Annotated in this window: 27 protein-coding genes and 1 riboswitch; of the genes, 16 read left to right on the top strand and 11 right to left on the bottom strand. The window is 64.7% G+C overall.

Annotated elements, in window-relative coordinates:
• Nucleotides 1–155 precede the first annotated feature (155 nt).
• A complete protein-coding gene (locus KQ693_RS12935) occupies nucleotides 156–311 on the top strand; it encodes a hypothetical protein (RefSeq protein WP_323808500.1) in 156 nt (51 codons plus the stop codon).
• Here the strand turns inward: KQ693_RS12935 and KQ693_RS10690 are convergent.
• Nucleotides 281–886 (bottom strand): hypothetical protein, encoded by a 606-nt coding sequence (locus KQ693_RS10690; RefSeq protein ID WP_267261250.1) that lies wholly within the window; start codon nucleotides 884–886, stop codon nucleotides 281–283. The two genes, KQ693_RS12935 and KQ693_RS10690, sit on opposite strands and share 31 nt — an antisense overlap.
• 97 nt (nucleotides 887–983) lie before the next feature.
• Between KQ693_RS10690 and KQ693_RS10685 the strand changes: the two genes are divergently transcribed.
• From KQ693_RS10685 to KQ693_RS10665, 5 genes are read left to right on the top strand one after another with little or no spacing between them, the layout of a single operon-like run.
• Complete coding sequence (locus tag KQ693_RS10685; protein WP_219759719.1) at nucleotides 984–2,036, top strand: Mrp/NBP35 family ATP-binding protein; 1,053 nt, start codon at nucleotides 984–986, stop codon at nucleotides 2,034–2,036.
• A 1-nt stretch (nucleotide 2,037) separates the two neighbouring features.
• On the top strand, nucleotides 2,038–2,634 hold the full coding sequence (locus tag KQ693_RS10680) for a helix-turn-helix transcriptional regulator (protein ID WP_015717375.1): 597 nt from the start codon (nucleotides 2,038–2,040) through the stop codon (nucleotides 2,632–2,634).
• Between the two features lie 4 nt (nucleotides 2,635–2,638).
• Nucleotides 2,639–3,403 carry a 50S ribosomal protein L11 methyltransferase gene (locus KQ693_RS10675; protein WP_267261249.1) on the top strand — a complete coding sequence of 255 codons (765 nt, stop codon included), beginning with the start codon at nucleotides 2,639–2,641 and terminating at the stop codon, nucleotides 3,401–3,403.
• Between the two features lie 3 nt (nucleotides 3,404–3,406).
• Nucleotides 3,407–4,093, top strand: a complete 687-nt coding sequence (locus tag KQ693_RS10670; RefSeq protein WP_219759722.1) for a 16S rRNA (uracil(1498)-N(3))-methyltransferase — start codon at nucleotides 3,407–3,409, stop codon at nucleotides 4,091–4,093.
• A complete protein-coding gene (locus tag KQ693_RS10665; RefSeq protein ID WP_267261248.1) occupies nucleotides 4,090–4,500 on the top strand; it encodes a hypothetical protein in 411 nt (136 codons plus the stop codon). The genes KQ693_RS10670 and KQ693_RS10665 overlap by 4 nt, the downstream gene beginning before the upstream one ends.
• Here the strand turns inward: KQ693_RS10665 and KQ693_RS10660 are convergent.
• A complete protein-coding gene (locus KQ693_RS10660; protein WP_267261247.1) occupies nucleotides 4,450–5,352 on the bottom strand; it encodes an AEC family transporter in 903 nt (300 codons plus the stop codon). The genes KQ693_RS10665 and KQ693_RS10660 overlap by 51 nt on opposite strands.
• Nucleotides 5,353–5,361: 9 nt before the next feature.
• Here KQ693_RS10660 and KQ693_RS10655 point away from each other — a divergent pair, with 9 nt between their 5' ends.
• Nucleotides 5,362–6,210, top strand: a complete 849-nt coding sequence (locus KQ693_RS10655; RefSeq protein ID WP_267261246.1) for a Rossmann-fold NAD(P)-binding domain-containing protein — start codon at nucleotides 5,362–5,364, stop codon at nucleotides 6,208–6,210.
• On the opposite strand, the gene KQ693_RS10650 is transcribed toward KQ693_RS10655, so the two are convergent.
• Genes KQ693_RS10650 through KQ693_RS10630 form a run of 5 tightly spaced genes read right to left on the bottom strand, consistent with a single transcriptional unit; the run spans nucleotide 6,207 to nucleotide 11,479 of the window.
• A complete protein-coding gene (locus KQ693_RS10650) occupies nucleotides 6,207–7,115 on the bottom strand; it encodes an NADPH:quinone oxidoreductase family protein (RefSeq protein ID WP_267261245.1) in 909 nt (302 codons plus the stop codon). The two genes, KQ693_RS10655 and KQ693_RS10650, sit on opposite strands and share 4 nt — an antisense overlap.
• Before the next feature lie 9 nt (nucleotides 7,116–7,124).
• Nucleotides 7,125–7,931, bottom strand: a complete 807-nt coding sequence (locus KQ693_RS10645) for a carbohydrate ABC transporter permease (RefSeq protein ID WP_019551145.1) — start codon at nucleotides 7,929–7,931, stop codon at nucleotides 7,125–7,127.
• A complete protein-coding gene (locus KQ693_RS10640; protein ID WP_267261244.1) occupies nucleotides 7,931–9,040 on the bottom strand; it encodes a carbohydrate ABC transporter permease in 1,110 nt (369 codons plus the stop codon). The genes KQ693_RS10645 and KQ693_RS10640 overlap by 1 nt, the downstream gene beginning before the upstream one ends.
• 53 nt (nucleotides 9,041–9,093) lie before the next feature.
• Entirely contained in the window at nucleotides 9,094–10,329 is a 1,236-nt protein-coding gene (locus KQ693_RS10635) for an ABC transporter substrate-binding protein (RefSeq protein ID WP_267261243.1), read from the bottom strand.
• Nucleotides 10,286–11,479 (bottom strand): ROK family transcriptional regulator, encoded by a 1,194-nt coding sequence (locus KQ693_RS10630; protein ID WP_267261242.1) that lies wholly within the window; start codon nucleotides 11,477–11,479, stop codon nucleotides 10,286–10,288. Before KQ693_RS10630 ends, KQ693_RS10635 begins: the two co-directional genes overlap by 44 nt.
• 131 nt (nucleotides 11,480–11,610) lie before the next feature.
• A riboswitch (cobalamin riboswitch) is annotated at nucleotides 11,611–11,770 on the top strand.
• A 132-nt stretch (nucleotides 11,771–11,902) separates the two neighbouring features.
• Here KQ693_RS10630 and KQ693_RS10625 point away from each other — a divergent pair.
• The 6 genes from KQ693_RS10625 to KQ693_RS10600 all read left to right on the top strand — a co-directional run bounded on the left by KQ693_RS10625 (nucleotide 11,903) and on the right by KQ693_RS10600 (nucleotide 16,844).
• Complete coding sequence (locus tag KQ693_RS10625) at nucleotides 11,903–12,757, top strand: ABC transporter substrate-binding protein (RefSeq protein ID WP_267261241.1); 855 nt, start codon at nucleotides 11,903–11,905, stop codon at nucleotides 12,755–12,757.
• A 3-nt stretch (nucleotides 12,758–12,760) separates the two neighbouring features.
• On the top strand, nucleotides 12,761–13,789 hold the full coding sequence (locus tag KQ693_RS10620; RefSeq protein WP_267261240.1) for a FecCD family ABC transporter permease: 1,029 nt from the start codon (nucleotides 12,761–12,763) through the stop codon (nucleotides 13,787–13,789).
• On the top strand, nucleotides 13,776–14,528 hold the full coding sequence (locus tag KQ693_RS10615; RefSeq protein WP_267261239.1) for an ABC transporter ATP-binding protein: 753 nt from the start codon (nucleotides 13,776–13,778) through the stop codon (nucleotides 14,526–14,528). Before KQ693_RS10620 ends, KQ693_RS10615 begins: the two co-directional genes overlap by 14 nt.
• Nucleotides 14,509–14,823, top strand: coding sequence for a hypothetical protein (locus KQ693_RS10610; protein ID WP_015717361.1), 315 nt, complete (start codon nucleotides 14,509–14,511; stop codon nucleotides 14,821–14,823). Before KQ693_RS10615 ends, KQ693_RS10610 begins: the two co-directional genes overlap by 20 nt.
• An 84-nt stretch (nucleotides 14,824–14,907) precedes the next feature.
• Complete coding sequence (locus tag KQ693_RS10605; protein ID WP_267261238.1) at nucleotides 14,908–15,645, top strand: SDR family oxidoreductase; 738 nt, start codon at nucleotides 14,908–14,910, stop codon at nucleotides 15,643–15,645.
• 32 nt (nucleotides 15,646–15,677) lie between these two features.
• Complete coding sequence (locus tag KQ693_RS10600) at nucleotides 15,678–16,844, top strand: serine hydrolase domain-containing protein (protein ID WP_267261237.1); 1,167 nt, start codon at nucleotides 15,678–15,680, stop codon at nucleotides 16,842–16,844.
• Here the strand turns inward: KQ693_RS10600 and mntR are convergent.
• From mntR to KQ693_RS10585, 3 genes are read right to left on the bottom strand one after another with little or no spacing between them, the layout of a single operon-like run.
• Nucleotides 16,826–17,497 (bottom strand): manganese-dependent transcriptional regulator MntR, encoded by a 672-nt coding sequence (gene mntR, locus KQ693_RS10595; RefSeq protein WP_038069595.1) that lies wholly within the window; start codon nucleotides 17,495–17,497, stop codon nucleotides 16,826–16,828. The two genes, KQ693_RS10600 and mntR, sit on opposite strands and share 19 nt — an antisense overlap.
• Before the next feature lie 30 nt (nucleotides 17,498–17,527).
• Nucleotides 17,528–18,436 (bottom strand): DUF72 domain-containing protein, encoded by a 909-nt coding sequence (locus KQ693_RS10590; protein WP_267261236.1) that lies wholly within the window; start codon nucleotides 18,434–18,436, stop codon nucleotides 17,528–17,530.
• 39 nt (nucleotides 18,437–18,475) lie between these two features.
• Entirely contained in the window at nucleotides 18,476–18,796 is a 321-nt protein-coding gene (locus KQ693_RS10585; RefSeq protein WP_234558123.1) for an ArsR/SmtB family transcription factor, read from the bottom strand.
• Nucleotides 18,797–19,042: 246 nt separating this feature from the next.
• On the opposite strand from KQ693_RS10585, the gene KQ693_RS10580 reads away from it, so the two are divergent.
• The 3 genes from KQ693_RS10580 (at nucleotide 19,043) to KQ693_RS10570 (ending at nucleotide 23,186) form a co-directional block, all read left to right on the top strand.
• Nucleotides 19,043–19,525, top strand: coding sequence for an arsenate reductase (azurin) small subunit (locus KQ693_RS10580; protein ID WP_267261235.1), 483 nt, complete (start codon nucleotides 19,043–19,045; stop codon nucleotides 19,523–19,525).
• 12 nt (nucleotides 19,526–19,537) lie between these two features.
• Nucleotides 19,538–22,123, top strand: coding sequence for an arsenate reductase (azurin) large subunit (locus KQ693_RS10575; protein ID WP_267261234.1), 2,586 nt, complete (start codon nucleotides 19,538–19,540; stop codon nucleotides 22,121–22,123).
• Nucleotides 22,124–22,322: 199 nt separating this feature from the next.
• On the top strand, nucleotides 22,323–23,186 hold the full coding sequence (locus KQ693_RS10570; protein WP_267261233.1) for a complex I NDUFA9 subunit family protein: 864 nt from the start codon (nucleotides 22,323–22,325) through the stop codon (nucleotides 23,184–23,186).
• On the opposite strand, the gene KQ693_RS10565 is transcribed toward KQ693_RS10570, so the two are convergent.
• Complete coding sequence (locus KQ693_RS10565; protein WP_267261232.1) at nucleotides 23,176–24,381, bottom strand: YeeE/YedE family protein; 1,206 nt, start codon at nucleotides 24,379–24,381, stop codon at nucleotides 23,176–23,178. The genes KQ693_RS10570 and KQ693_RS10565 overlap by 11 nt on opposite strands.
• Between the last annotated feature and the right edge of the window lie 29 nt (nucleotides 24,382–24,410).

Genomic DNA, 24,410 nt, shown 5'->3' with positions numbered 1-24,410 from the left:
GTTGGCATGGGGGAAGTAGCTCGGGCCTTGCCCATGTCTTTCACTGCCTACCTAGAAATGGAGGAAAGAAGCCCCGTGCGTCATGGGCTGATGGGCGGTTCCCCCCACGCTATGGCCGGGACCAGCAAGACCCATAACCCCAGGCGTATCTTCTGGTGAGCACCCGGGAGCCGCGCCTGGAGCTTTACCGTAGGGGGGAAGGAGGCTTCAGGTGGGAGGTGTACGCGGCGGGGCGGGTAGTTCTGCCTTGCCCGGAAGCGGCCTTGAACCTCGAGGCCCCCTACGAGGGCGTGGAGCTGGAAAGCGCATAGAGGTAGTAGTGGCCCTCCCCCAGGTCGAAGAAGGCATCCTCGTAGGCCAGGCCCTCTATCGGGGTTTCCCCAGGGATGGCCAGGAAGGTTTCCCCCACCCGGATCCCTTCGGGTTCCAGCTGGAGGATCCCCTGGGATACCTCCCTCGAATCCGCTTCGGGGTCGTTGATGGGTGTGTGGAGGAGCCGGACGGGAAGACCCTTGAGGCTATAGAGGACGTTGCTGGGGTCCCGGAAGGGAGCCCGGTGGAGAAGGCGCTCCTCCACCAAGACGATCTCCCCCAAAAGGGCATAACGGTCCAGGGGCAAAAGGGCCTTGCCGCTTTCCAAAAGGACCAGGAAGCGGGTGCGGTCCTCCGGGGAAAGGAGCACGGGAGCCTGGTTCCTTCCCACCTTGGGATCCTGGTCCAGCCTTTCTCCCTTTAGAAGGGCTTTGGCGGCCTCCAGGGCTTCCTCACGGGTTTTGTAAAGGCTATAGGGATTGACCTTGAAGAGAAGGTCGGAGCCCCTGGGTCCCTGAACCAGCCAGGCCAGGTGGAGTTCAAAGAAGGGTTGCTTCCGCCACTCGGGGTACATGCGAATCCATATTAGCCCAGGCCTCGGGAGGGTTTTGATGAAAACTGTGAGTCCTCCCCTTGCCCAAAACCATATCCGGGTATACCCTGAGCCCGGTATGGCGCTTACGGAAGAGCGGGTCCTCGAGGCCCTGCGCACGGTGATGGACCCCGAGCTGGGCAAGGATCTGGTTTCCTTGGGCATGGTGGGGGAGGTCAGGCTGGAGGGAGGCCGGGTGGACCTCCTGATCAACCTCACCACCCCCGCCTGTCCCTTAAAGGGCCAGATAGAAGCGGACATCAAGCGGGCCCTTCATCCTTTGGGGGTGGAGGAGGTGCGGGTGCGTTTCGGCGGTGGGGTTAAGGCTCCCGAGCAGTACCCCATCCCAGGGGTGAAGCACGTGGTGGCGGTGGGCTCCGGCAAGGGTGGTGTCGGCAAGAGCACCGTGGCCGCCAACCTGGCCCTGGCTCTCTTGCAGGAGGGGGCCCGGGTGGGCCTCTTGGACGCCGATCTCTACGGGCCCAGCCAGGCCAAGATGTTCGGCCTGGAGGGGGAGAGGCTCAAGGTGGACCAGCACCGGAAGATCCTTCCCCTCGAGGCCTTTGGCCTCAAGGTCCTCTCCATTGCCAACATCGTTCCTCCTGGCCAGGCCATGATCTGGCGGGGACCCATCCTCCACGGCACCATCAAACAGTTCCTGGAGGAGGTGAACTGGGGGGAGCTGGACTACTTGGTGGTGGACCTACCCCCAGGTACCGGGGATGTGCAGCTCAGCCTGGCCCAGCTCACCAAGGTTTCCGGCGGGGTGATCGTGACCACCCCGCAGGAGGTGGCCCTGATCGATGCGGAAAGGGCTGCGGACATGTTCAAGAAGGTGCAGGTGCCCGTCCTGGGGGTTTTGGAGAACATGAGCCACTTCCTCTGCCCCCACTGCGGCAAGCCCACCCCCATCTTCGGGGAAGGCGGCGGAAAGCGGCTTGCGGAACGGCTCAAGACCCGTTTCCTTGGGGAGATTCCCCTCACCCTACCCTTGCGGGAAAGCGGGGACCGGGGAAGGCCCATCCTGGTGGAAAGCCCGGAGGGTCCCGAGGCGGAGGCCTTCAGAAGGGCGGCCCGGGAGCTGGCCGCTGCCTTGAGCGTGCAAGCCTTCATCGCCCTGCCCATGGCCTGATATGGCCCTAGTTCTGGAAGGCACCAAGGAACGGGTTCTGGACCTCCTGAGGCTCAGGCCCTATACCGCCAAGGAGCTGGCCGAAGCCCTGGGGGTGAGCCGGGTGGCGGTTCTGAAGCACCTGCAGGACCTCGAGGCCCGGGGTCTGGTGCGCTCGGAGGTGAGGAAGTGCCTGGGCCGGGGCCGGCCCTACCGCCTGTACATGGCCCAGGACAGGGAGGCACCCTACGCTTCCCTTTGCGGGGATGTGCTTAAGGAGGTGGAGAGGGTTCTGGGTCGGGAAGGGGTGGTGCGCCTCCTTTTGGAAAGGAACCGCAACCTGTTTGCTCCCTTGAACCTGGAGGCCCTTCCCCTCAGGGAACGCCTGGCCCGCCTGGCCCAGTTCCTGAGGGAGCAGGGCTACGAGGCGGAGGTGGTGGAGGAAGGGGGAAGGCTGTACCTGTGCCAGAAGCGCTGCCCCAAGCTGGCCCTCTCCCGGGAGCACGAGGCCCTTTGCCAAAGCGAACTCCTCGCCTACCAGGAGTTGCTGGGCCTCCCCTTGCTGCGGGAGGAGAGGCTGGCGGAGGGGGGAAGCTGTTGCCGGTACCGGGTAGAATAGCGGGGTGTGGGTTTACCGCCTGAAGGGCAGGGCGGCGGAACTGGACCCCCTGATCCCCGATCTCTTTGACCGGGGGGCCCGGGGCCTCGAGGAGCGGGAGGGGGAGGTGTGGGCCTATTTCCCTGCTCCTCTGGACCTCCCCTTTGGGGGAGTATGGGAGGAGCTCCCCGACGAGGATTGGCTTTCCGCCTGGCGGCGGGACCTTAAGCCCGTGTGGGCTGGGCCCTTCGTGGTGCTGGCTCCCTGGCACCCCTGGGAGGGGGAGGGGATTCCTTTGGTGATCGAGCCCGGCATGGCCTTCGGCACCGGGCACCACGAGACCACCCGCCTGGCCCTCTCCGCCCTGGCCCGCCACCTGCGTCCTGGGGAAAGGGTGCTGGACCTGGGCACGGGCTCGGGCATCCTGGCCATCGCCGCCGCCAAGCTGGGGGGCAAGGCCTTGGGGGTGGATATTGACGAAACCGTGCTTCCCCAGGCGGAGGAGAACGCCAGGAGAAACGGGGCCGGGGTCCGCTTCCTCCCGGGTAGCCTCGAGGAAGCCCTGCCTCACGGGCCCTTTGACCTCTTGGTGGCCAACCTGTTTGCGGAGCTTCACCGGGAGCTGGCCCCCCTTTATCCAAAGGCCTTGGCCCCTGAGGGGAGGCTTCTTCTCACGGGGATCCTGGCGGAAAAGGCCTCCCTGGTGAAGGAGGCCATGGCCAGGGAAGGCTTCTCCCTCCTGGAGGAGGAGAGGGAAGGGGAGTGGGTGTTGCTGACCTACGGGATCTGAGCCATGCGCCCGCACCGCGCCTATAGCCCAGGCCTTACCGGGGTGCTTCCCTTGAGGGAAAGCCGGCACCTCCTGGAGGTGTTGCGGGCCAAGGTGGGAGACCGGTTCACCGTCTTTGACGTGGACCGGGAGGCCGTGGCGGTGGTGGTGGAGCTGGGGCCGCCGGTGCGCTACCGCATCCTGGAGGAACGGCACCCGGAGCGGGAGGTGGGGGTGGAGGTGGCCCTCTACCCCGCTCTTTTAAAGGGGGACAAGCTTGCCGAGGTGGTGCGCGCGGCCACGGAGCTCGGGGCCACCCGCATCCAACCCCTCATCACCCGGCACTCCGTGCCCAAGGAGATGGGGGAGGGGAAGCTGAAAAGGCTTCAGGCCATCGCTGTGGAGGCAGCCAAACAGTCGGGAAGGCTAAGGGTGCCCGAGGTCCTGCCTCCCATTCCCCTGAACGCCCTTCCGAAGGTGGAGCAGGGTATGGTGGCCCATGTGGGAGCAAGAAGCCTGGTTCGGGAGGTGCTGGACCTTGGGAAGTCCCTGGCCTTGGCCGTGGGACCGGAAGGGGGATTTGCGGAGGAGGAGGTGGAGCTTTTGCAGGAAAAGGGCTTTATCCCGGTCTTCCTGGGCCGGAGGATTCTGCGGGCGGAAACGGCGGCCATTGCCCTCCTCGCCCTGTGCACCGCTGGGGAGGGGAGATGAGGACCTTCGGCTGGCTTGGGGGTGTGGCCCTCCTCCTCTTCCTTGCGGGCTGCCGCTACACCTTCCTCCCCCTGGACCCGGGCAAGCCCCTGCCCCCGGAAAGGCCTTTTGTGGTGGCTCGCCTGGAGAAGGGAACGGAGGAGGCCATCCTGGTCCTCAGGGTGGAGCGCCTTCCTTCCCCGGGCTACCTCCACCTCAAGTGGTTCCGGGAGGAGGCCTTGCTCCAGGAGAAAACCCTCTTTCTAGAGGAGCCGGGCTCCTACCGGCTTTCCTTTCCCTTGAGCGAGGGCTATCACCGCCTGGTGGGGCTTTGGGTGGAGGGGGTTCTCTTCCAGCTGGACCTGGGGACGCCCAGCCTACCGGACCCCGATGAGGAGGAGGAAAAGGGGAATGGTCAGGAAGGCTAGGAAGGTGGAAACCACCACGCTCCTGGCCACCCGCAGGGCTTCCCCCCCAAACTCCCGGGTCAGGAGGAAGGCGTTCACCGCCATGGGGGTGGCTGACTGCAGGACCAGGACCTGGTGCTCCAGGCGGGGAAGGCCCAGGATGAACCCCACCCCGTAGGCCAGAAGGGGAGCCAGGAGGAGCCGCAGGCTGCTGGCCACTCCCTCAAAGGCCCCCACCTGGAAGCGGGTCTGGCTCATCTGCATTCCCAGGGTGAGGAGGAGAACGGGGATGGCCGCCTGGCCCATGAGGCGTAGGCCCTCGTCCAGGCGGAAGGGAAGGCTTACCCCCAGGGCCTTCAGCAGCAGGCCCAGAAGGAGGGCGTAAAAGAGGGGCAGGCGCAGGGTGAAAAGGAGCCCTTCCTTGAGGCCGCCTCCCCTTATGAAGGCCGGCCCCAGGCCGAACATGACCACGCTAGAGAGGATGAAGTACACCACGGCCCGCCTCAGACCTTCTTCTCCCAGGGCGAAGTAGACCAGGGAAAGCCCCATGTTGCCGGAGTTGGGGAACAGGCTGCAGACGAGAAGGGACTTGGTGGCCTCGGGGGAGAGGCCAAGGAGTCTGGCCATCCCGGTGATGGCCAGAAAGAGGAGGAGGTAGGTGAGGGTAAAGCCCAAGGCAAGGCCCACCAGGCCTTCCCGGGAGTACTCCGCCTGGTACATGGCGTCGAAGATGAGGGCGGGCACCAGGAGGTAGAGGGTGAGGCGGCTTAAGGTGGTGAGGTCCATGGGGATGCGCTTTCCCAACAGATACCCGGAGAAGACCACCAGGGCCACGGGAAGAACCGTGTTGAGAAGGGCCTGCATGTGAGGCATTCTAAAGGCATGGCAGGCTATCTGGCGCTTTCTAAGGCTATAGAGAGGGTGCTTCTCCGGAAGGCGGAGGTTCCGAGAAGGCAGGTCCTTCCCATCCCAGGAGGGCAGTTTTTGGTGATGCCCGCCGCAGACCAAGAGGTGGCCCTTTGCAAGCTGGTCACGGTGGAGGCTTCCCGAAGGGAACAGCCTGAGGCCCAACGCCAGCCTGCGGTGCAGGCGGAGGTCTGGGTCAGGAGGCTGGATACCGGGGAGGTTGTTCACCTGCCGGGGGAGGAGATCACGAAAAGGCGCACCGCTGCCCTTTCCCTTCTCGCGGCCCGGCTCCTTGCCCCTAGGCAAGAGGGGGCCCTGCTCCTGGTGGGGCCTGGGGTTCAGGGGGAAGCCCACCTCGAGGCCTTCGCCGAGGGATTTACCCTGCGCCGGGTGTGGATCCGGGGAAGGAGCAGGGAGCGGACCGAGGCCCTTTTGGCCAAGGCCAGGGGTATGGGCCTCGAGGCGGAGGAGTGGGTGGCCCCTGAGGTGCCTGAGGAGGTGGCCTTCATCGTCACGGCCACCTCGAGCCCTACCCCGGTGTTGCCCGAGAGGGTGCCGGAAGGCACCTTCATCGCCGCCGTGGGGAGCTTCCGCCCGGCGATGTGGGAGGTGCCAAGGGCCTTGGTGGAGCGGGCGGCGGTTTATTGCGACACGGAGGATGCCCTGGTGGAGGCCGGGGAGCTCCAGGGCCTTTCCAAGCCGGTGGTGACCTTAAGGGAAGCCCTTTTGGGCAAGCGGTCGGAAGGGGACCCCGTGCTTTTCAAGAGCGTGGGCCACGCCCTTTTTGACCTGGCGGCGGTGCGGCACCTCCTGGGCTTGGACTAACGGCGGACGACGATCTTGCCCACATGGCCCCGGTCCAGGAGGGCTTGGAAGGCGGCTTCAGCCTCGGGGAAGGGGAAAACCCTTCCCACCACGGGCTTGAGCTCCCGGCCCAGACGGGGCAGGAGAAACTGCAAGGCCTCCTGCACCAGGGCTTTTTCCCTGAGGAGGGGAGCAAGCCAAAAGCCCATTACCGTGAGGTTCCTCCGCATGAGGCGCAAGGGATTCAGGGGCGCCACCTCTCCCTCGGCGGCCCCAATATAGACCAGCCTTCCCCCTGGGTTCAGAAGGGAAAGGCTTTCCTCCAGCTGGCTACCCCGCACCTCCAGAAGGATATCCACCCCGCCGAATGCCCTGGCCTTTTCGGGGAGCTCCGCATAGGTGGCGACGGCCTCAGCCCCCAGGGCCTGGGGAAGATCCAGCTTCTCGGGCCTCGAGGCGGAGGCCAGCACCTTTAGGCCCATGGCCTTTGCCACCTGCACCGAAGCTGTTCCCAAAGCTCCCGCCGCCGCCTGCACCAGGACCTTTTCCCCGGGCTTGGCCCCCGCCCGCCTCAGGGCCAGGTAGGCGGTGAGGAAGGAAACCGGGTAGGCGGCAGCCTCCTCCGGGGAGAGCCCCTCGGGCACGGGTAGAAGGGCTTCCCTGGGCACGGCTACCTTCTCCGCCAGGGCCCCATGCCCCACCAAGGCGGCAAAGCACCGCCCCTCCACCCGGCCTACCGCCTCCATGCCCGGCACGAAGGGCGGATGAATCCGGGTGAGGTATCCGCCAAGCCGCATGAGGTGGTCGGCAAAGTTCAGGCCCACCGCCTCCACTTCCAGCACCACCTCTCCCGGGCCCGGCGTGGGGTCGGGGATCTCCTTAAGGGTCATGGGGCCTTGAAGGCGTTCTTGCACCCAGGCGCGCATGGCAGGAGTCTACCCCTTCACCGAGCCAGCCAGGAGTCCCCGAAGGAAGTACCGGCCCAGGAAGATGTAGACCAGAAGGGTGGGTAAAGCGGCCAGAATGGCCCCGGCCATGGGCAGGTTCCACTTGACTGCCTCACCGCCTGCCAGTTGCGCCAGGGCCACGGTGATGGGCTGGCTTTCCGGCCGGGTCAGGGTCACGGCGAAGAGGAACTCGTTCCAGATCTGGGTGAACTGCCAGATGGCCACCACCACGAAGGCGGGGGCAGAAAGGGGCAGGATTACGTGGCGGAAGATGCCGAAGAAGCCTGCCCCGTCTATGCGGGCAGCCTCCACCAGCTCATCGGGGATCTCACTGTAGTAGTTCTTGAAGATAAGGGTGACGATGGGGATGCCGTAGACCACGTGGACCAGGATGAGGCCCCATAGGGTGCCGTAAAGGCCTATGGCCTTTACGAACTGGAAAAGGGGGATGAGGATGCTCTGGTAGGGGATGAACATCCCGAAGAGCATGAGGGCAAACAGGAGGTTGGAACCCCTAAAGGGCCACTTGGCCAAGACGTAGCCGTTGAGGGCTCCCACCAGGGCGGACAGCGCCGTGGCGGAGAGGGCCAGGACCACGCTGTTTTGGAACTTGGGCCGGAAGGCATCCCAGGCGATTTTGAAGCTTTCCCAGTACACGGGGTCCGGCCAGCGCCAAACCGTGTCTAGGGTAATCTTGGCGGGTTCCTTCAGGGCGGTGAGGATCACCAGATAGACGGGGAGAAGGAAGAAGAGGGTGGCGAGGAGTAAGAAGGCGTACAGGAAGAACCGGCCCATCAGCGCCTGACCTCCTTCCGAAGCTGGCTTACCAGGTAGGGGATGACCACCAAGGCCACCAAAAGCAAGAGGAGTATGCCGATGGCCGCCCCCTTGGCGAACTGGTTGCCGCGGAAGGCGAGGAGGTACATGTAGATGGCGGGTACATCGGTGGGGGCGTAATCCAACCCGGCCATGGCGAAGATAAGGTCGAAGATCTTCAGGGCGATGTGCCCCAGGACGATCATGGCGGAAAGGGTGATGGGGGCGAGGAGGGGAAGGATGACGTGCCGGTAGGTCTGCCACTCGCTGGCCCCGTCCACCTTGGCCGCTTCCAGCACCTCCACGGGGATTCCCCTTAGACCCGCCAGATAAAGGGCCATGGTGTAGCCGGACATCTGCCAGACCGCCGCCAGAATCACCCCCACCAGGGCCAGGCTGAAGCCGTGGGGCTCGGGATAGGGGAGAAGGTGGGTGGTTCTGCCCAGGGTGAAGGCCCAAACCAGGAGGACTCCGCTGGACAACAGGCTCCAGAAAAGCCGCTTCCTTTCCCCTTCCCGGTGGGCTTTCCAAGCCACATACAAGAGGGTTAGGCCCACCGCCAAGGCGGTGTAAAAGGGCAGTTGGTTCCAGTCAAAGACCCAGGTCTGCTGCCTGGTGGTGAGCCAGGGGAAGTGGAAGGGGGGTAGGCCAAAGAGGGTGGGCAGGACGTTGATCCCACCTTGGGGCTGCAAGAGCCAGCGCCAGATGGTGCCGGTGACTACGAAGGAGAGGGCCATGGGAAAGAGGAAGACGGTGCGGAAAAAGCCTTCTCCCTTGGGCCCGCGGTCCAGGGCCATGGCCAGGAGGAGGCCTAGGCCCAGGCTTCCCCCCATGAAAAAGAGGGTGAAGAAGATGAGGTTGACCACGCTTTGGCGGAAACGCACGTCCACGAAGCCGGTGAAGAGTTCACGGTAGTTTTCCAGGCCCACGAAGTGGAGCTCTGGCCTCAGGGCCAGGGCCTGGGCTGGGTTCTTTCCCCAGTCGGTGAGGGACACCCAGAGGTTTTGCCCGATGAAGCCATAGACGAAGATGGCCACCGCCGCCAAGGAGGGAAGGAGGACCAAAAAGGCCGTGATCCGGTCGCGCATGAGGCCTCCGGGAAAAGCCCGTGGGGGCAAAAGCCCCCACGGGCCGAGGGGTTCTAGCGGCCCAAGCCCACCTGGTTGGCGATGGCCTGGGCGGCGTTGGCCGCCGCTTGCGGGTTCCTGCTTTGCAAGAAGATCTCCATCACCGTGCCGAACTGGCTCATGAAGCTTTCGGGTGCCACCGCCCCGTGCACCAAAGAGCCCACGATGCGGTTGGACTTCCAGTCCTTCATGGCCGACTGGCCGTAGGCGTTGTACTTGGCGGGGTCGGAGTCCAGCCGGGCGGCGATGGAGCCCTTCAGGGGGTTAAAGGTGTCCTGCCCCTCCTTGGAGCCCACGAGCTTGAGCCAGTTGATGGCGTTTTGCCGGTTCTTGGCTCCCTTGGGCAGGCCAAAGGAGTCGGAGAGCATCATGAAGATCCCGGAGGTGCCGGGGGACGGGGTCCAGGCGAAGTCGGTGCCGGGCTTGAGCTTCAAGGTGGTGCTCATGTAGCCGGCGGCCCAGTCGCCCATGATGTTGAAAGCGGCCTTGCCCTGGACTACCCGGTCCACCGCCTGTTGCCAGGAAAGCCCCGCGGCGTCCTTGTTGGCGCAATCCAGCACCTTGCCAAAGGTTTCCCATACGGCCACCGCCTTGGGGTCGGTGAACTTTAGCTTGCCGCTCCAGAGGTTATTCCAGCCGTCGGCTCCCAGGGTGGCCAAGGCCACGCTTTCCCAAAGGTGCTGCTGGGTCCAGTTCTCGCCCAGGGCCAGGGGCGCCTCAAGGCCCTTCCGCTTCAAGGTCTGGCAGGTGGCGAGGAACTCCGCCCAGGTCTTGGGCGGGGTCACCCCCCATTCCTTCAGCTTGGCGGGGATGTACCACATGACGTTGGAGCGGTGGATGTTGACGGGCACGCTCCAGATGCCTCCCTTGTAGGAGAGGAGGTCGATGAGGCCCTTGGGGAAGGCTTGGAGCCAACCCTCCTGCCGGAAGAGGCTGGTGAGGTCCTCCATGCGCTCGGCCACCACCCAGGTGCCGATGAGTTCCTGCCCGGCGTGCACCTGGAAGGTATCGGGCGGGTCACCGCCCAGCATGCGGGTCTTCAGGACCGCCTTGGCGTTCACCCCTGCCCCGCCGGTAACCGTGGCGTTGATGACCTCCACACCGGGATACTTTTGCTTATAAAGCCGGATGAGGGCCTCGAGGGCCGGGCCTTCGTCTCCCGCCCACCAGGAGAAGATCTCCAGCTTGCCCGTCTGGGCCAGGGCGCTAAGCCCCAAGGCCACGCCGATCGCCAAAAGCCACTTCCTCATACCTACCTCCATTGCGACGTGGGCTTTCCGCCCACAGGCCGCCCAGCTCGAAAAACCTCACCAAAAAGAGGCTAGCCCCACCCACCGCCGGGGCCAGGTGACCATAAAGGGAAGGTTGCACGGGCAAGGAACGATGGGCTTCCAGGAAGGCATGGGCCGCCAAGGACTGGCGCAAGGATTGCTCCAGGTAGGGGAAGAACTCGGCTGCCTTGCCCCCTATGACCACCCGGGCCGGGTCGTAGGCCACAGCCAGGTTGGCCAGGAAGCGGCCCAAGGCCTCGCCCAAGTGGTGGATGGCCTCGAGGGCCAAAGCCTCCCCCTGCTTGGCCTGCTGGAGCAGGGCCTCGAGGTCCCCCGCCTTTCCGCCTAGGGACCGGTAATGCTCCAAGAGGGCACCGAGGCCCAGTTCGGTTTCCAGGCACCCCACCCGGCCGCAGGCGCAGGGCTTGTGCCCCTGGCCGAGCCAGTGGCCCAGCTCCCCAGCGGCCCCACCCGCTCCCCGCAGGATCCGGCTATCCGATACCACCCCGATTCCCAAGCCCGTGCTGAGCACCAGGTAGGCGAGGTTGGCCTCTCCGTGAAAGAAGACCTCGGACAGGGCCGAGGCCTTGGCATCGTTTTCCAAGGCCGTGGGCAGGGGAAAGTGGGAGAGCAGGGGCCGGAGGTCCAGGTTTTTCCAGCCCAGGTTGGGGGCCAGGAGGAGCCGGTCCTCCACCACCACCCCAGGCAGGGTGAACCCCAGGCCCAAGGGTCCCGGTACATGGGGAAGAACCTCCTGCAGAAGCCGTTCCAGACGTTCCCTCGGACCGGCCTCCCGGGGGTGGCTCCATTCCTTGGCCCATAGAACCTCTCCCCGCCAGTCCAGGGCCAGAAGGACGGTTTCCTCCACCCCCAGTTCCGCGCCTAGGGCAAAGCGGGCGCCAGGGCGCAGGTGCAAGAGGGTGCCGGGCCGGCCCACGGGGGGAGAGGTAAAGGCTCCTTCCTCCAGAAGGCCCTCCTGTAAAAACTCATCCACCAGGCGGCTTACCGCGCTTTTAGCCAAACCGGTAAGCCGGGAAAGGTCCGCCCGGGTAAGGGGGCCCCGCCTCAGGTGGGCCAGGATAGCCCGGCGGTTGAGCCTGCGGATTTCCTGCGTGTCCCCTTTGCGCATCCCAGTTCCTTTCCCCTTGCCCTTTAGTTCGTTCTCGGGACTAAGTAAATCACCCGTCCCCGGATGTGTCAAGCCCTTGCCTTTTTGCCCCATTAGGCTTAGCCTGGCCTTAAGGCCCGCTAGGGCCTCAAAGCCAGGTCCGTTGCCCTGGTGCCTGGGCGCGTAGTCCAGGCTTAAAGTGGGGAAGTCCGGTGCAAGTCCGGCGCTGTCCCGCAACGGTAACCGGCCACGCTTTGGGCTTAAGCTTCGCAGGCCGGAAGCCCGAATACCTGCCAGGGCCGCCCGCCAGACCCCGAGGCGGGCACCTCACGCGGATGGGGGAGCGATGGGGGTTTGCAAAGCCGTTTGCGCCCCTGCCGCTTTCCGGCAGGGGTTTTCCCTACCTCCCCCGGGCCTGGCCCTAGCGGCCTTAGGGAGGTAGGCATGAGGAGAGTTCTTTCGGTTCTTTCGGTTCTTCTGGCGCTGGCCTTTGCTTTTCCCCTTACCCTCACCGACGACCTAGGGCGCACGGTCACGGTCAAGGCACCGCCCAAACGGATCGTCACCATGTTGCCCTCGGTGACGGAAACGGTCTGCGCCCTAGGGGCTTGCGACCGCATCGTGGCCACCGACGACTACTCCGACTGGCCCGAGAGGGTGAAGGCCCTGCCCAAGGCGGGGGGGCTTTACAATCCCAACCCCGAGTTCATCGTTTCTCTGAAGCCGGATCTGGTTCTGGTTTCCAAGTACGGGCGTTTGTACGAAACCCTGGAGCGGGCGGGCCTAACGGTGTATGCGGTGCGCACCGAGACCTACGAGGATATCTTCCGCACCACCCGTACCCTGGGGAAGCTTCTTGGCCTCGAGGCCCAGGCGGAGCGCCTGGTGGCCCAGATTCAGCGGGAGGTGTACCAGGAGGAGTCCCGTGCGGCCAAGGCCACGACCCGGCCCCGGGTTTACTACGAGATCGACCCCACCCCCTACACCGTGGGTCCGGAGAGCTTCATCGGGGTCCTGATCCAAAAGGCCCGGGGGGTGAACATCATCCCCAAGGAGCTGGGCCTTTTCCCCAAGATCGCCCCCGAGTTCGTGGTGGAGAAGAACCCCGAGGTGATCGTGGCCACCTACCCGGGTGCCCTGGAAACCATCCAGGCCAGGCCTGGCTGGAGCCGGGTGAAGGCGGTGCAGACGGGGCGCATCTGCGTGTTTACCGGGGGTCAGGATAGCCTCCTCTCCCGCCCAGGCCCCCGGGTGGCCCAGGGGCTTAGGCTTCTGGTGGATTGCTTCCATGGGCGCTAGGCCATGACCCGGGCCCTCCCCCTGGCCCTTAGGCGGAGCCTGGTCTTTTTCTGGCTCCTCCTCCTGCTCCTCCTGGCCCTGGTGCTGGGGGTAGCCATGGGGGCGGTGAGCCTGCCGCCGGGCGAGGTGCTCCAGGCCCTTTTGGGCCTAAAGGAGAATCCCATCGTCACGGAGATGCGGCTCCCCAGGGTCCTGGGGGGGATGCTGGTGGGGGCGGCCTTGGGGGTGGCGGGGGCCAGCTTCCAGGGGCTTTTCCGCAATCCCCTGGCCGACCCCTACCTCATGGGCTCGGCGGCGGGGGCGGCTTTCGCCGTGACCCTTCTGGCCAGCTTGCTGGGGGGCCTGGCCCCCGCCTTTGCCCAGCACGCCATCTTCCAAAGCCTTCCCCTTTCCGCCACCCTCTTCGGGTTCCTCGGGGCCCTCTCCGCCACCTTCCTCACCCTGGTTCTGGCAGGGGGAGCGGCCCGGACGGGGGAGCTGGTTCTGGCAGGGGTGGTGGTGGGGAGCGTTCTGACCGGGGCCACCACCTACCTGATGATGCAGGACGCCGACCGGGTGCGGGCGGTCTTCGCCTACACCCTGGGCAACCTGGCCTTCATGGGCTGGCCTTCGGTGAAGGCCATGGTCCTTTTTTTCCTTCTGGCCCTTCCCCCGCTGTTGCTTTTAGGGCGGGTGTTGAACGCCCTCCAGCTGGGGGAGGAGGTGGCCCGGAGTATGGGGCTACCCCTCGAGGGCTTGAAACTCCTCCTCCTCCTTGCCGCAAGCCTGTTGGTGGCTGCTGCCGTGGCCCAGGCGGGGATCATCGGTTTCGTGGGCCTGATGACCCCCCATCTCCTCCGGCGCCTCTTGGATGAGGATTACCGCCTGCTTCTGCCTGCTTCTGCCCTAGGTGGGGCGGTCCTCCTAACGCTGGCGGACCTCCTGGCCCGCACCCTTACCCGGCCGGCGGAGCTTCCCGTGGGGGTGGTGACCACTCTTCTTGGGGGGCCATTCTTCCTGTACCTGATGTGGAGGCGGCGTGGAAGGGCTTGAAGCCAATGGGATCGTGGGGCCCTACGCCCTCTTAGGGGTGGACCTGGCCGTAAGGCCAGGGGAGTGGGTGGCCCTTTTGGGCCCCAATGGATCGGGGAAGAGCACCCTTCTAAGGGTTATGGCGGGGCTCCTCCGCCCCAGGGCAGGGGGGGTCTTTCTGGAGGGAAAGCCCCTTCCGGCCTATGGAAGCTATGCCCGGGGCCGGCTCCTCGCCTACCTGCCCCAGGGAGGCCCCTACCCGGAGGGGCTCTTGGTGGAGGAGGTGGTGCGCTTAGGAAGGCTTCCCCACCTGGGCCTTTGGGGGCGGGAAGGGCGGGAGGATGTGGAAGCGGTGGAGTGGGCTTTGGAGGTTACGGGGGCTTCCCGTTTCCGGGGCCGGTACCTGGGTAGCCTTTCCGGCGGGGAGCGCCAGCGGGTTCTTCTGGCCCGGGCCCTGGCGGCTAGGCCCCGCTACCTCCTTCTGGACGAACCCACCACCTTCCTGGACCTGGAATACCAGGGTGGGCTTCTGGCCCTCTTCCAAAACCTGGTTGTCAAGGGGATGGGGATTCTTTCCGTCCTTCACGACCCCAACCAGGCGGCTTTGGCTGGACGGGTGGCGGTGTTGAAAGGAGGACGGCTTTTGGCGGAAGGAAGGCCGGAGGCGGTGCTCACGGAAACCCTTCTGCAAAACCTCTACGGCCCAGGGGTGCGGGTAGCCCACCTCATGGGGAGGCCCCATGTCTACCTGGACGGATAGGGCCAGGCTCTACATCCGGGGCCGGGCTTTCCTCCTGGACCTAGGGGAGGAGGTGGCCTTTTACACGGAATCCGGACCCAAGAGGGCCCGTTACCTCCTGGTGGGTAAGCTTTCCCTGCCCGAGCGCCTGCGGCTTGGCCTGCCCCGGGAAGGAGTTCTCCACTACCCTTTGCCGGTGGACCCCCTGGCCTTTGAGTGGGAGGGGGAGACCCTGATCCTTCCGGGGCTCAGGGTGTATCTGGGAGGGCCTCCGGCCTTTGTGGAAACCCCTTACTACGCCTGGCGGCTGGGGTGAGGCGAAGAAGCCCTTGACGGAAACCCCGCCACGGGGTAGGGTGAACTTACCGACCGTTCGGTCGCCAAACACAGGAGGTGGCGGATGCGGCTAAAGGACAAGGTGGTGCTGATCACGGGAGCGGCCCACGGGATCGGCCGGGCTACCCTGGAGCTCTTTGCCCAGGAGGGGGCCAGGCTGGTGGCCTGCGATCTGGAGGAGGAGCCCCTAAGGGAGGCGGCGGCGGCCACGGGGGCCTTGGCCCTTCCCATGAACGTGGCCGACCCGCTTTCCGTGGAGAGGGGATTCCACGAGGCCCTTCAGGCCATGGGCCGCCTGGACGGGGTGGTGCACTATGCCGGTATCACCCGGGACAACTTCCACTGGAAGATACCCCTGGAGGACTGGGAGGCGGTGTTGAGGGTGAACCTTACGGGAAGCTTCCTGGTGGCCAAAGCGGCCTCCGAGGCCATGCGGGAGCGGAACCCTGGTTCCATTGTGCTCACCAGTTCCCGGGTGTACCTGGGTAACCTGGGGCAGGCCAACTATGCGGCTTCCAAGGCGGGGGTGGTGGGGCTTACCCGCACCCTGGCCCTGGAGCTGGGGCGGTACGGGATCCGGGTGAACGCCCTGGCCCCGGGGTTCATTGAAACTCGGATGACGGCTAAGGTGCCGGAGAAGGTGCGGGAGAAGGCCATCGCCGCCACACCCTTGGGTCGGGCCGGCCAGCCCATAGAGGTGGCCTACGCCGCCCTTTTCCTGGTTTCGGACGAGTCCAGCTTCATTACCGGCCAGGTCCTCTTCGTGGATGGGGGTAGAACGGTGGGGGCTGCTCCCGCCTGAGGGTAGGGAGGCTAGGTCCCCAAGGGGGAACCATGGATTTTTCCCGGCTGGATGGTTTTTTGAAGAGGCAGGTGGCTGAGGGCCTTCTTCCTGGGTACGTGGCCCTGGTGGCCCGGGGGGGAGAGGTGGTCTATCAGGGAGTGGGGGGGTATCTGGATCCGGAAAGGGCTCTTCCCATGCGGGAAGACGCTCTTTTCCGCATCTACTCCATGACCAAGCCCTGGGTTTCCGCCCTGGCCCTCACCTTCGTGGAGGAGGGCAGCCTTTCCCTTCTGGACCCTGTGGAAAAGTACCTGCCGGGGTTCGCCGGGGTCAAGGTGGGGCGGGAAGTGGGGGAGGAGGTGGCCCTCGAGGCCCTTAGGCGGCCCCTCACCGTCTACGACCTCCTGCGCCACACGGCGGGCTTTACCTATGGGGTCTTCTTCCGCTCCCCGGTGAAACGGCTCTACCTGGAGGCGGGGGTGGACCGGTTTGACCTTTCCCGGGAGGAGTTTCTTGGGCGCCTGGCCGCTTTGCCCCTGCGCTTTCAGCCGGGAGAGGCCTTTGAGTACGGGCTTTCCACTGATGTGCTTGGACATCTTTTAGAGGTGCTTTCGGGGAAAAGCTTAGCGGAGCTCTTGGAGGAACGGGTGTTCGCCCCCTTGGGGATGCGGGATTCGGGTTTTCTGGCCAGGGATCCCGCCCGTTTGGCAAAGCCCTTCCCCCAGGACCCGGAAACGGGCAGGTCCATCCGCCTGATCCCCGTGGAGGCGGAGCCTCCCCGGTATGCGGGGGGCCTGGGCGGGGTGAGCACGGCCTGGGACTACCTGCGGTTCCTGGAGGCCCTACGCACGGGCCGCGGTGTGTTGCACCCGAGCCTGTGCCGCCTCATGACCCAGGACCACCTGGGTCCCCTTTACGAGGCCGGGTTGCGGCGGGGCTTGGAGTACACCCCGGGCCCGGGTTACGGCTTTGGCCTGGGGGTGGCGGTGCGTTTGCGCCCTGGGGGTCTGGCTCCGGGAAGCCCCGGGGACTTCTACTGGTGGGGGTTTGCCGGCACGTATTTCCTGGTGGATCCCGCCCTGGAACTGAGCGCCTTGCTTTTCACCCAGGCCCCCAATCTCCTTTCCGTGCTGGAGCCGGAAAAGGCTCTTCACTCCCGGCTTGGGCAGCGGCTTGGCCTGGCCTTCCGCACCCTGGTTTACGGGGCCCTTTCCTGAAGGGCCTCTACCCCAACGGCCTGGGCCAGCTCCTCGGGAAGGCGCAATACCTCCCCGGCCATTTCGATGCCTACCCCGTCTCCTTTCTCCACCACCCTAAGGACCTTTCCGGGAACCAGACCCAGCTTGGCCAGGAGGTTGAGGGTGCCCCGGTCCTGGGCCAGGGCCCGTACCACCCGGGCCTCCCCCAAGGGGGCCTGGGAGAGGGGGAGGGCTGGGGCTTCCGGCAGGGCCAGGTCCTTGGTGGGGATGGGGTCCCCGTGGGGGTCAAAGGGAGGGTGGCCTAACAACTCGGCGATCCTTTCCTCAAAGGCCTCGCTGATCACGTGCTCCAGCCGTTCCGCCTCCTGGTGGACCTCTTCCCAACCGTAGCCGAGGGCCTGGTGCAGGTAGGCCTCGAGGAGCCGGTGGTGCCTTAGGACCTCCAGGGCGATCCGCCGCCCGGCCTCGGTGAGCCGGGCCCCCTGGTAGGGGGCATGCTCCACCAGGCCCAAGGCGGTGAGCTTCTTGAGCATCTCCGTCACCGAGGGGGGTTTAACCCCCAAGCGCTCGGCAAGCGCCTGGGTGGGCACCGGGCCTTGCCGCTCCGCCTCCAGGAGGAAAAGCTGCTTCAGGTAGTCTTCCTGGGCCTCGGACAGGGGAGGGCGCGCCATCCCCCTCAAGGTAGCATGAAACCCTAGGGGTTAAAGAAGCTTCTTGGCCCAGGGAGGAGGCCCTAGGCCCAGGAGGCCTTTAAGCCCCAGGGCTGCCTCCACGCCCTGGGTGCCGTAGTTGTTGTTAAAGATGACGAAAACCGTCTCGGCCTTCTCCGCAAGGGTCAGGGTGGCTTGGGCCAGGTCCTGAAGCTCCTCTTCCGAGTAACGCCAGTTGAAGCGCTCGTAGGGCTTCTGGTGGGGGCCTTTCCAGGACTCTGCGTTCCTTCCGTGGCATCGGAGCACCGCCACGGGGTGGGTGGGTTCCAGGACCCGGGGTGGGGCCTCGGGATGGGGTGGGGCATCCACGCTCACGTGGATGAGGCCGAGCCGCTCCAGTTCCTTCCTCACGAATCCCCAGGCCACGTACCACCTGGGGTTGCGAAACTCCACCGCCACCCAGTAGCCCTGGGTCCTCTCTGCCAGATGCTCCAGGTAGCGAAAGCTTCGGGGCTTGGGTTCGGTCCAGGGCGGAAGGCCGAAGTGCAGGTACCCCAGCTTGCCGGCCTCCCTTAAGGGGGTGATGGCGGCGAAGAAGCGGTTCCAAGCTTCCTCCAGAACCTCTTGGGGGATTTCCCGCTGGGCCAGGTGGCCTTCAGTTTTGGGGAGAAGGGAGCGAAGGTCCTTGGGAAGGGTGGCGGCCTCGAGGCCATGCCCGGTAAAGGCGGAAAAAGCCTTCACGTGGAAGAGAAAGCCCGCTGGGGTCCTCTCTGCCCATTTCGCCACCACCTCCCGCCGGGGTAGGGCGTAGAAGGTGCTGTCCACCTCCACGGTGTCAAAGTGCTCCGCATAGTAGCGGAGGCGCTTCTCGGGATGGTGGCGTACCTCGGGAGGATACCACCCGGAGGCGAGGAGGGTTTCGTCCGTCCAGCTGGCGGTACCCACCCGGATCTCTCCCATGCCCTCATGGTGGCAGGGGTGGGGTTTTTAGACAAGCGCTTACCCCGCCTTGGCGGCGGCCCTCTCCGCTTGGCGGGCCAGGTGAAGGAGCTCGTGGGCTAGGGCCTCGAGGCCCCCTGGCTTAAGGCGGAAATAGGTCCAACGCCCCACCCGCACGCCCTCCACCAGCCCGGCTTCGCGAAGGATCTTGAGGTGGTGGCTTACCGTGGGGCCCGAAAGCCCGGTCTTCTCCTTCAGATGGCAAAAGCACACCCCGTAAGCGGTGCCACAGCGGGGATCGAAGGCGGTGTGCTCGTCGGGAAGCTCCGCCAGGAGGCGGACAATGGTTAGCCTGGCGGGATGCGCCAGGGCTTCGGTCAACTTAAGGGCCACATTGGGGCGGCCGGGCGCTGGATCACAAGCCATCAGGCTATACTTTAACAAAGGTCCCTCGTTTGGGAAAGGATGCTTATGCCAAACGCGAGATTCCTAATGCCTGTGAGGGCCCATCGGGAGGGCGGAAACAACCCAATACCCTTTTGGGGTATATGGACCGATATCAAAAGGGATTGACAAATGTCCCTTGTGTTTGATAGCCTTCAACTGCACCCAAGGAGGTGTGTGGCTATGACGCAAACCTTGTCGCGTAGGCGGTTTGTCAAGCTGACGGCGGCGGCCACCGCCCTCTTCACCGCAGGGGGCAAGGCCCAGTTGGGATATGCACCCAGCCTTACGTACCCGGCGGTGAAGGTGGCCAACGTTGCCCAGGTGAAAACGGGCCAGCCCATCACCTTCAGCTACCCCGATGCCTCCGCTCCGGCCATCCTGGTCAAGCTGGGCAAGCCGGCTATTGGAGGTGTGGGGCCTGGGCGGGACATCGTGGCCTTCTCGGGCCTTTGCACCCATATGGGTTGCCCTATCCAATACGAGGGGGAGAGGTTCATCTGCCGGTGCCACTACTCCATGTTCGACCCCGCCAAGGCCGGGCAGACCTACCAGGGCCTGGCCAGCTCTTGGCTTCCCCAGATTCCTTTGCGCATAGACGGCAAGGGTGATATTTACGCGGTGGCCGTGGCCGGTCTCATCTGGGGCCGGGTTAAGAACGTGTAGGAGGTGTAGGGTATGGCGCTTATTCCTAGAAGGGACCAGCTTCCCATTCCTCCCAAGAACGCTCGGGTGCACAACACGGTGTGCCAGTACTGCAACGTGGGTTGCGGCTACAAGGTGTACGTTTGGCCGGTGGGCGAGCAGGGCGGCCTGAAGCCTGACCAGAACGCTTTCGGCCTGGATCTTTCCCGGGCCCAGCCTCCCCTGGCTGGTCAGAGCTACACGGAGACCATGCACGGGATTACCGTGGGCAAGGACGGTCGCCAGTACCACGTGGTGATCGTGCCTGCCAAGGACAGTCCCATCAACCGGGGCAACTACTCTATCCGGGGTGGTACCAACGCCCTCACCGTGTGGAGCCTGGACCGGGGTACCCAGGACCGCCTCCTCTACCCCCTCCTGCGGGTGGGGGATCAGTTCCAGGCCATCACCTGGCAGGATGCCCTGACCCTCATGGCCGGGTTGATTAAAGGTATCCGGGATCGGGATGGCAACGACGACAACATCGCCGTGAAGTGCTACGACCACGGGGGCTCGGGCCAGGGGTTTGAGGACAACTACGGGGCGGGCAAGCTCTTCTTTACCGCACTTTCCGTGAAGCACATCGCCATTCACAACCGGCCTGCCTATAACTCCGAGGTCTGGGGCAGCCGCGAGCGGGGGGTGCACGAGCTTAACTACACCTACGAGGACGCCCGGCTGGCCGACACCATCGTTCTCTGGGGGGCTAACCCGTACGAAACCGCCACGGTGTTCTACGCCGAGCACATGCTCCCCAACATACAGGGGAACACGGTGGCGGAAAAGCAGAAGGTCTTTGACCGAGGGGAGCCTGCGGAACCCGGGTACCTGATCGTGATTGACCCGCGGAAGACCTCCTCCTATACCGTCGCCGAAACCGTGGCCAAGGACCGGGTCCTTCTCCTTCAGCCCAACTTGGGCACGGACTACATCCTGGCCAATGCCATCGCCCGGGTGGTCTGGGAGCGGGGCTACTACGACATGGCCTACCTCGAGGCCCGCACCGACATGAAGCTTTTCGAGGAGTACAAACAGAAGAGCCTCAAGCTTCAGGTGCCCTATGCCGAGTTCATGGCCCAGGTGGAAAAGATCACCGGGGTGCCCCGGGCCCAGATTGAGAAGGCTGCGGACTGGATTGCCAAGCCCAAGGCGGGGAAGTTCAAGCGCCGCACCCTCACCATCTACGAGAAGGGCATCATCTGGAACATGAAGAATTACGATCAGGTGGCGGCCATCGTGCAGCTGGCGGTCCTCACCCACAACATCGGCCGCCCCGGCACGGGCTGTGGCCGTCAGGGCGGGCACCAGGAGGGGTACGTACGGCCTCCTGCCCCCACCCCGGGCTCCATCTACCGGGGTGGCCCCCCTGTGAACGTGGATAAGTTCCTCACGGACGGCAAGGGCAAGTTCTACTGGGTGATCGCCACCGATCCTTATTTGTCCACGCCAAACGCCCAGGTCTTCCGCAAGCGCATCCACGAGCGTACGGAGAAGCTCACCAAGGCCCTGGGTGCTGGTGGGGAGCCCGGGACCATCCAGGAACGGGTGAAGAAAATCCTGGACGTGCTCTACTCCGACCCGGATGCCCTTTTCATGGTGGTTCAGGACATTTACATGACGGAAACCGCCCGCGACGCCCACCTGATCCTGCCCGCGGCCGCCTGGGGTGAGGCCAACGACACCTCCATCAACTGCAATAGCCGTCTGCTCCGCCTGTACGAGAAGTTCATGGATCCCCCCGGTGAGGCCAAGCCCGACTGGGAGATCTTCAAGTGGGTGGGCCTGCGAATCGCCGAGCTCTACCGGGCCGAGGGCAAGCACCAGGAGGCCGCCAAGTTTGAGTTCGGCAAGAACTGGAACACCGATGAGGATGTCTTCCTGGCCGGGGCGGAGGAGTTCAGCGACAACCGGGTGAGCGAGGAGGACGAGGCCAAGCTGGAGCCCGAGAACTACAGAGGGGTCACCTACAAGTTCCTCAAGGAGGTGGGCCAGCAAGGCATCCAAACTCCTGTGCGCCGGGATCCCAAGACCGGGAAGCTGGTGGGTACCGTGCGCCGTTACACCCACAAGTTCGGCACCCCGGACGGCAAGTTCAAGTGGTACGGCACCGACGACTGGGAGGGCTACCCTGCAGAGGTGGCCAAGTACCTGGAAGGGGAAAGGGCCCGGCAGTATCCCTTCTGGGTCACCACGGGGCGGGCCCAGACCATCTGGCAGACCGCCTACCACGACCGTCACCTGCCGGAAAAGACCGTGGCCCTGCCTTTGCCCTATGTGGAGGTCCATCCCGAGGATGCTAAGCGGCTTGGCCTCCAGTCGGGGGACCTGGTGGAGGTCTACAACGAAGAAGGAAACGGCACCTTCATGGTCTACGTGACCGATGCGGTGAGGCCAGGGATGCTCTTCCTGGTCATGTACCACTGGCGGGGCACTTCCAACTCCTTGGTTTCGGGCTACACCGATCCCAAGACCACCATTCCGTGGTACAAGGGCACCCGGGCTAACCTCCGCAAGGTGGCAGGGGCTATCCCCTCCGTGCAGCAGACGGCTAGCCTCCTGCAACAGAACAAGTTTGACTAAGCCCAGACGCTCGCCTAGCCCCGCCCCCAAAGGGGGCGGGGGCCTCCTTTGTGGGTGGGGTAACACCATGGGGTTGGTCTTTCTGGGAGAATGCCTAAAGTCCTCCCCAGCCCTGGAGCTGGGCGAAGGCAGGTTGGGGCAGTCTACCGTTAGCTTTCTAGGGGCAAAGGAGGACGAAGAGAGCCTTGGGACGCTTGGGATGAGGGTTCTGGTCGTTGGCGGGACGGGCTTTGTAGGCCGGCACCTGGTGGCCCGGCTTGTGCAAGGGGGCCACACCCCCTTGGTCCTGTCCCGCACCCCCAGGGACCTTCCCAAGGGAGCGGTCCACATCCCCGGGGACATTACCCGGGAGGTACCGACCCTCGAGGGGGTGGAGGCCGCCATTTACCTGGCGGGGATCATCCGGGAGAAGGACCAGACCTTCCGCCAGGTGCACGTGGAAGGGGTCAGGAACCTTCTTGTGGCCCTAAAGCGGGCTGGAGTGGGCCGGCTTCTTCACATGTCCGCCCTGGGGGCCAGGCGGGGCACGGGTAGCCGTTACCACGAGACCAAGGCTGAGGCGGAGGAGTTGGTGCAGGAAAGCGGCTTAAGCTACGCCATTTTCCGCCCAAGCCTCATCTTCGGCCCCGGGGACGAGTTCTTTGGCCAGGTGCTCAGGAGTCTCGTCTGTGGGTCCTTGCCCTTTGTGCCCCTCATCGGGGATGGAAGCTTCCCCTTTCGCCCCGTCCACGTGGGGGATGTGGCCGAGGCCTTTGCTGGGGCTTTGGAAAAGGGCCTCGAGGGTACCTTTGACCTGGTGGGGCCAAAGGAGTACACCTTCCGAGAGCTTTTAGAGCTTTGCATAAGGGTTGTGGGCCAGAGGAAACCCTTTCTCCCCATACCCCTTTGGCTGACGGACCTGGCCGTACCCTTCCTGTCCCGCCTGCCCTTCGCCCCCATCACCCAGGACCAGTACCTCATGCTGAAGGAGGGGAACACCGCTCCCTTTCCCGAAGCCCTAAAGGACCTCCTCCCGGCGCCCAAGGCCCTGGAGGAGGTCCTCCCCACCTACCTCAAGTGCTAGGCAGGCTCTTTCCCGTCCTGCCTTCGTTTTCCAGGCGGCAGGCGGGCCTAAGCCGCACCCCCAGGGCGGTGCCCAGGAGGGCGAAGACCCCCCAGAGGGGACCGTGGAGGCTGAAGGAGGCAGTGCCCCCCAGGTAGGCCCCGATGTTGCAACCCCCTGCCAGCCGGGCTCCGTAGCCCATGAGCACTCCTCCCAGGAAGACCCCTAGGTGGGTGGTCCAGGGGATGCGGCGCAGGTCCTGAAGCCTAAAGGCCCCACTCAGGGTGGCTCCCAGGAAAGCTCCCAGGAAGACCCCGAAGTTGGTCACGCTGGTGGGGTCTTTCAGGATGCTCTGCTCTAGCTTTTCGGCGAAGGCCGGGTTGTTGAAGAGGGCCCAATCCATCACCGGGATCCCCAGAAGTTGGGCCAGCTTGCCCCCCCAAAGGGCGAAGGCCGCCGTTACCCCCCAGGGGCGGCCCAATAATAGGAGGATAAGGAGGCTTCCTAAGGCTAGGACTGCGGCACCTCCCACCAGGCTCCAAGGGCCGAAGAGGGGGTGGGTGGCTTCCCGTTGCCAGAGAGGTACCACCTGGCCCGTGCGCCTTTTTTCCACCCGGGAAACCAGAAGGTAGAGGAAGGCCAAAAGGCCTATCCAGAGGAGAAGGCCCATGTAGGGGGAGGAAAACCAGGTGAGGGCACTACCTGGGTTCCAGGCGGGAAGGGCTTGCCAGTAAGAAAGGTGGTAGACCCCCAGCAAAGAACCCACCATGAAGCCCAGGAGAACCAAAATCCCCCGGCTGTCCCCGCTTCCCGTGTGGTAGAGGGTACCGGAGGCGCACCCGTCCCCAAGCTGCATGCCGATGCCGAAAAGGAAAGCCCCCACGGCGAGGGCGATCCCGATGGGTACCACAAACCCCTGCACCGCCTGGCCAAAGGCCTCCCCTTGGACCAGGAAGGGGAAGAAAAGCAGGCTGGCGAGGGTAAAGAGGAGAAAGTGGGCCCTCAATAAGCGGCTTTCCCCCGTGAGGAGGAAACGCCGGAACCCCGAGGCGAAGCCAAACTTGGCGTGAAAAAGGGCTAGTCCTAGGAGGATGGCTACCCAGAAGGCCAGGACCAGCCTGACACCGGAAGCCAGCCGAACGGCGTAGGAAAGACCCAGGGTCGCCAGGAGAAAAAGACCGAGATAAAGGGGTTGGATGGGCTGCAGCCGGTTCATGGTTTTTATGGTACCTCTGAGTCTGTAAA

It is taken from the genome of Thermus brevis (assembly GCF_026427635.1).
Classification (GTDB): Bacteria; Deinococcota; Deinococci; order Deinococcales; family Thermaceae; genus Thermus; species Thermus antranikianii.
This window is presented reverse-complemented; position numbering and strand designations above follow the sequence as displayed.

Bases quoted from the DNA above. Each gene is read 5' to 3' on its own strand.
- KQ693_RS10690 (WP_267261250.1), bottom strand. From the start codon at position 886: ATGTACCCCGAGTGGCGGAAGCAACCCTTCTTTGAACTCCACCTGGCC.
- KQ693_RS10685 (WP_219759719.1), top strand. From the start codon at position 984: ATGGCGCTTACGGAAGAGCGGGTCCTCGAGGCCCTGCGCACGGTGATG.
- KQ693_RS10680 (WP_015717375.1), top strand. From the start codon at position 2,038: ATGGCCCTAGTTCTGGAAGGCACCAAGGAACGGGTTCTGGACCTCCTG.
- KQ693_RS10670 (WP_219759722.1), top strand. From the start codon at position 3,407: ATGCGCCCGCACCGCGCCTATAGCCCAGGCCTTACCGGGGTGCTTCCC.
- KQ693_RS10665 (WP_267261248.1), top strand. From the start codon at position 4,090: ATGAGGACCTTCGGCTGGCTTGGGGGTGTGGCCCTCCTCCTCTTCCTT.
- KQ693_RS10660 (WP_267261247.1), bottom strand. From the start codon at position 5,352: ATGCCTCACATGCAGGCCCTTCTCAACACGGTTCTTCCCGTGGCCCTG.
- KQ693_RS10655 (WP_267261246.1), top strand. From the start codon at position 5,362: ATGGCAGGCTATCTGGCGCTTTCTAAGGCTATAGAGAGGGTGCTTCTC.
- KQ693_RS10650 (WP_267261245.1), bottom strand. From the start codon at position 7,115: ATGCGCGCCTGGGTGCAAGAACGCCTTCAAGGCCCCATGACCCTTAAG.
- KQ693_RS10645 (WP_019551145.1), bottom strand. From the start codon at position 7,931: ATGGGCCGGTTCTTCCTGTACGCCTTCTTACTCCTCGCCACCCTCTTC.
- KQ693_RS10640 (WP_267261244.1), bottom strand. From the start codon at position 9,040: ATGCGCGACCGGATCACGGCCTTTTTGGTCCTCCTTCCCTCCTTGGCG.
- KQ693_RS10635 (WP_267261243.1), bottom strand. From the start codon at position 10,329: ATGAGGAAGTGGCTTTTGGCGATCGGCGTGGCCTTGGGGCTTAGCGCC.
- KQ693_RS10630 (WP_267261242.1), bottom strand. From the start codon at position 11,479: ATGCGCAAAGGGGACACGCAGGAAATCCGCAGGCTCAACCGCCGGGCT.
- KQ693_RS10625 (WP_267261241.1), top strand. From the start codon at position 11,903: ATGAGGAGAGTTCTTTCGGTTCTTTCGGTTCTTCTGGCGCTGGCCTTT.
- KQ693_RS10620 (WP_267261240.1), top strand. From the start codon at position 12,761: ATGACCCGGGCCCTCCCCCTGGCCCTTAGGCGGAGCCTGGTCTTTTTC.
- KQ693_RS10610 (WP_015717361.1), top strand. From the start codon at position 14,509: ATGTCTACCTGGACGGATAGGGCCAGGCTCTACATCCGGGGCCGGGCT.
- KQ693_RS10605 (WP_267261238.1), top strand. From the start codon at position 14,908: ATGCGGCTAAAGGACAAGGTGGTGCTGATCACGGGAGCGGCCCACGGG.
- KQ693_RS10600 (WP_267261237.1), top strand. From the start codon at position 15,678: ATGGATTTTTCCCGGCTGGATGGTTTTTTGAAGAGGCAGGTGGCTGAG.
- mntR (WP_038069595.1), bottom strand. From the start codon at position 17,497: ATGGCGCGCCCTCCCCTGTCCGAGGCCCAGGAAGACTACCTGAAGCAG.
- KQ693_RS10590 (WP_267261236.1), bottom strand. From the start codon at position 18,436: ATGGGAGAGATCCGGGTGGGTACCGCCAGCTGGACGGACGAAACCCTC.
- KQ693_RS10580 (WP_267261235.1), top strand. From the start codon at position 19,043: ATGACGCAAACCTTGTCGCGTAGGCGGTTTGTCAAGCTGACGGCGGCG.
- KQ693_RS10575 (WP_267261234.1), top strand. From the start codon at position 19,538: ATGGCGCTTATTCCTAGAAGGGACCAGCTTCCCATTCCTCCCAAGAAC.
- KQ693_RS10570 (WP_267261233.1), top strand. From the start codon at position 22,323: ATGAGGGTTCTGGTCGTTGGCGGGACGGGCTTTGTAGGCCGGCACCTG.
- KQ693_RS10565 (WP_267261232.1), bottom strand. From the start codon at position 24,381: ATGAACCGGCTGCAGCCCATCCAACCCCTTTATCTCGGTCTTTTTCTC.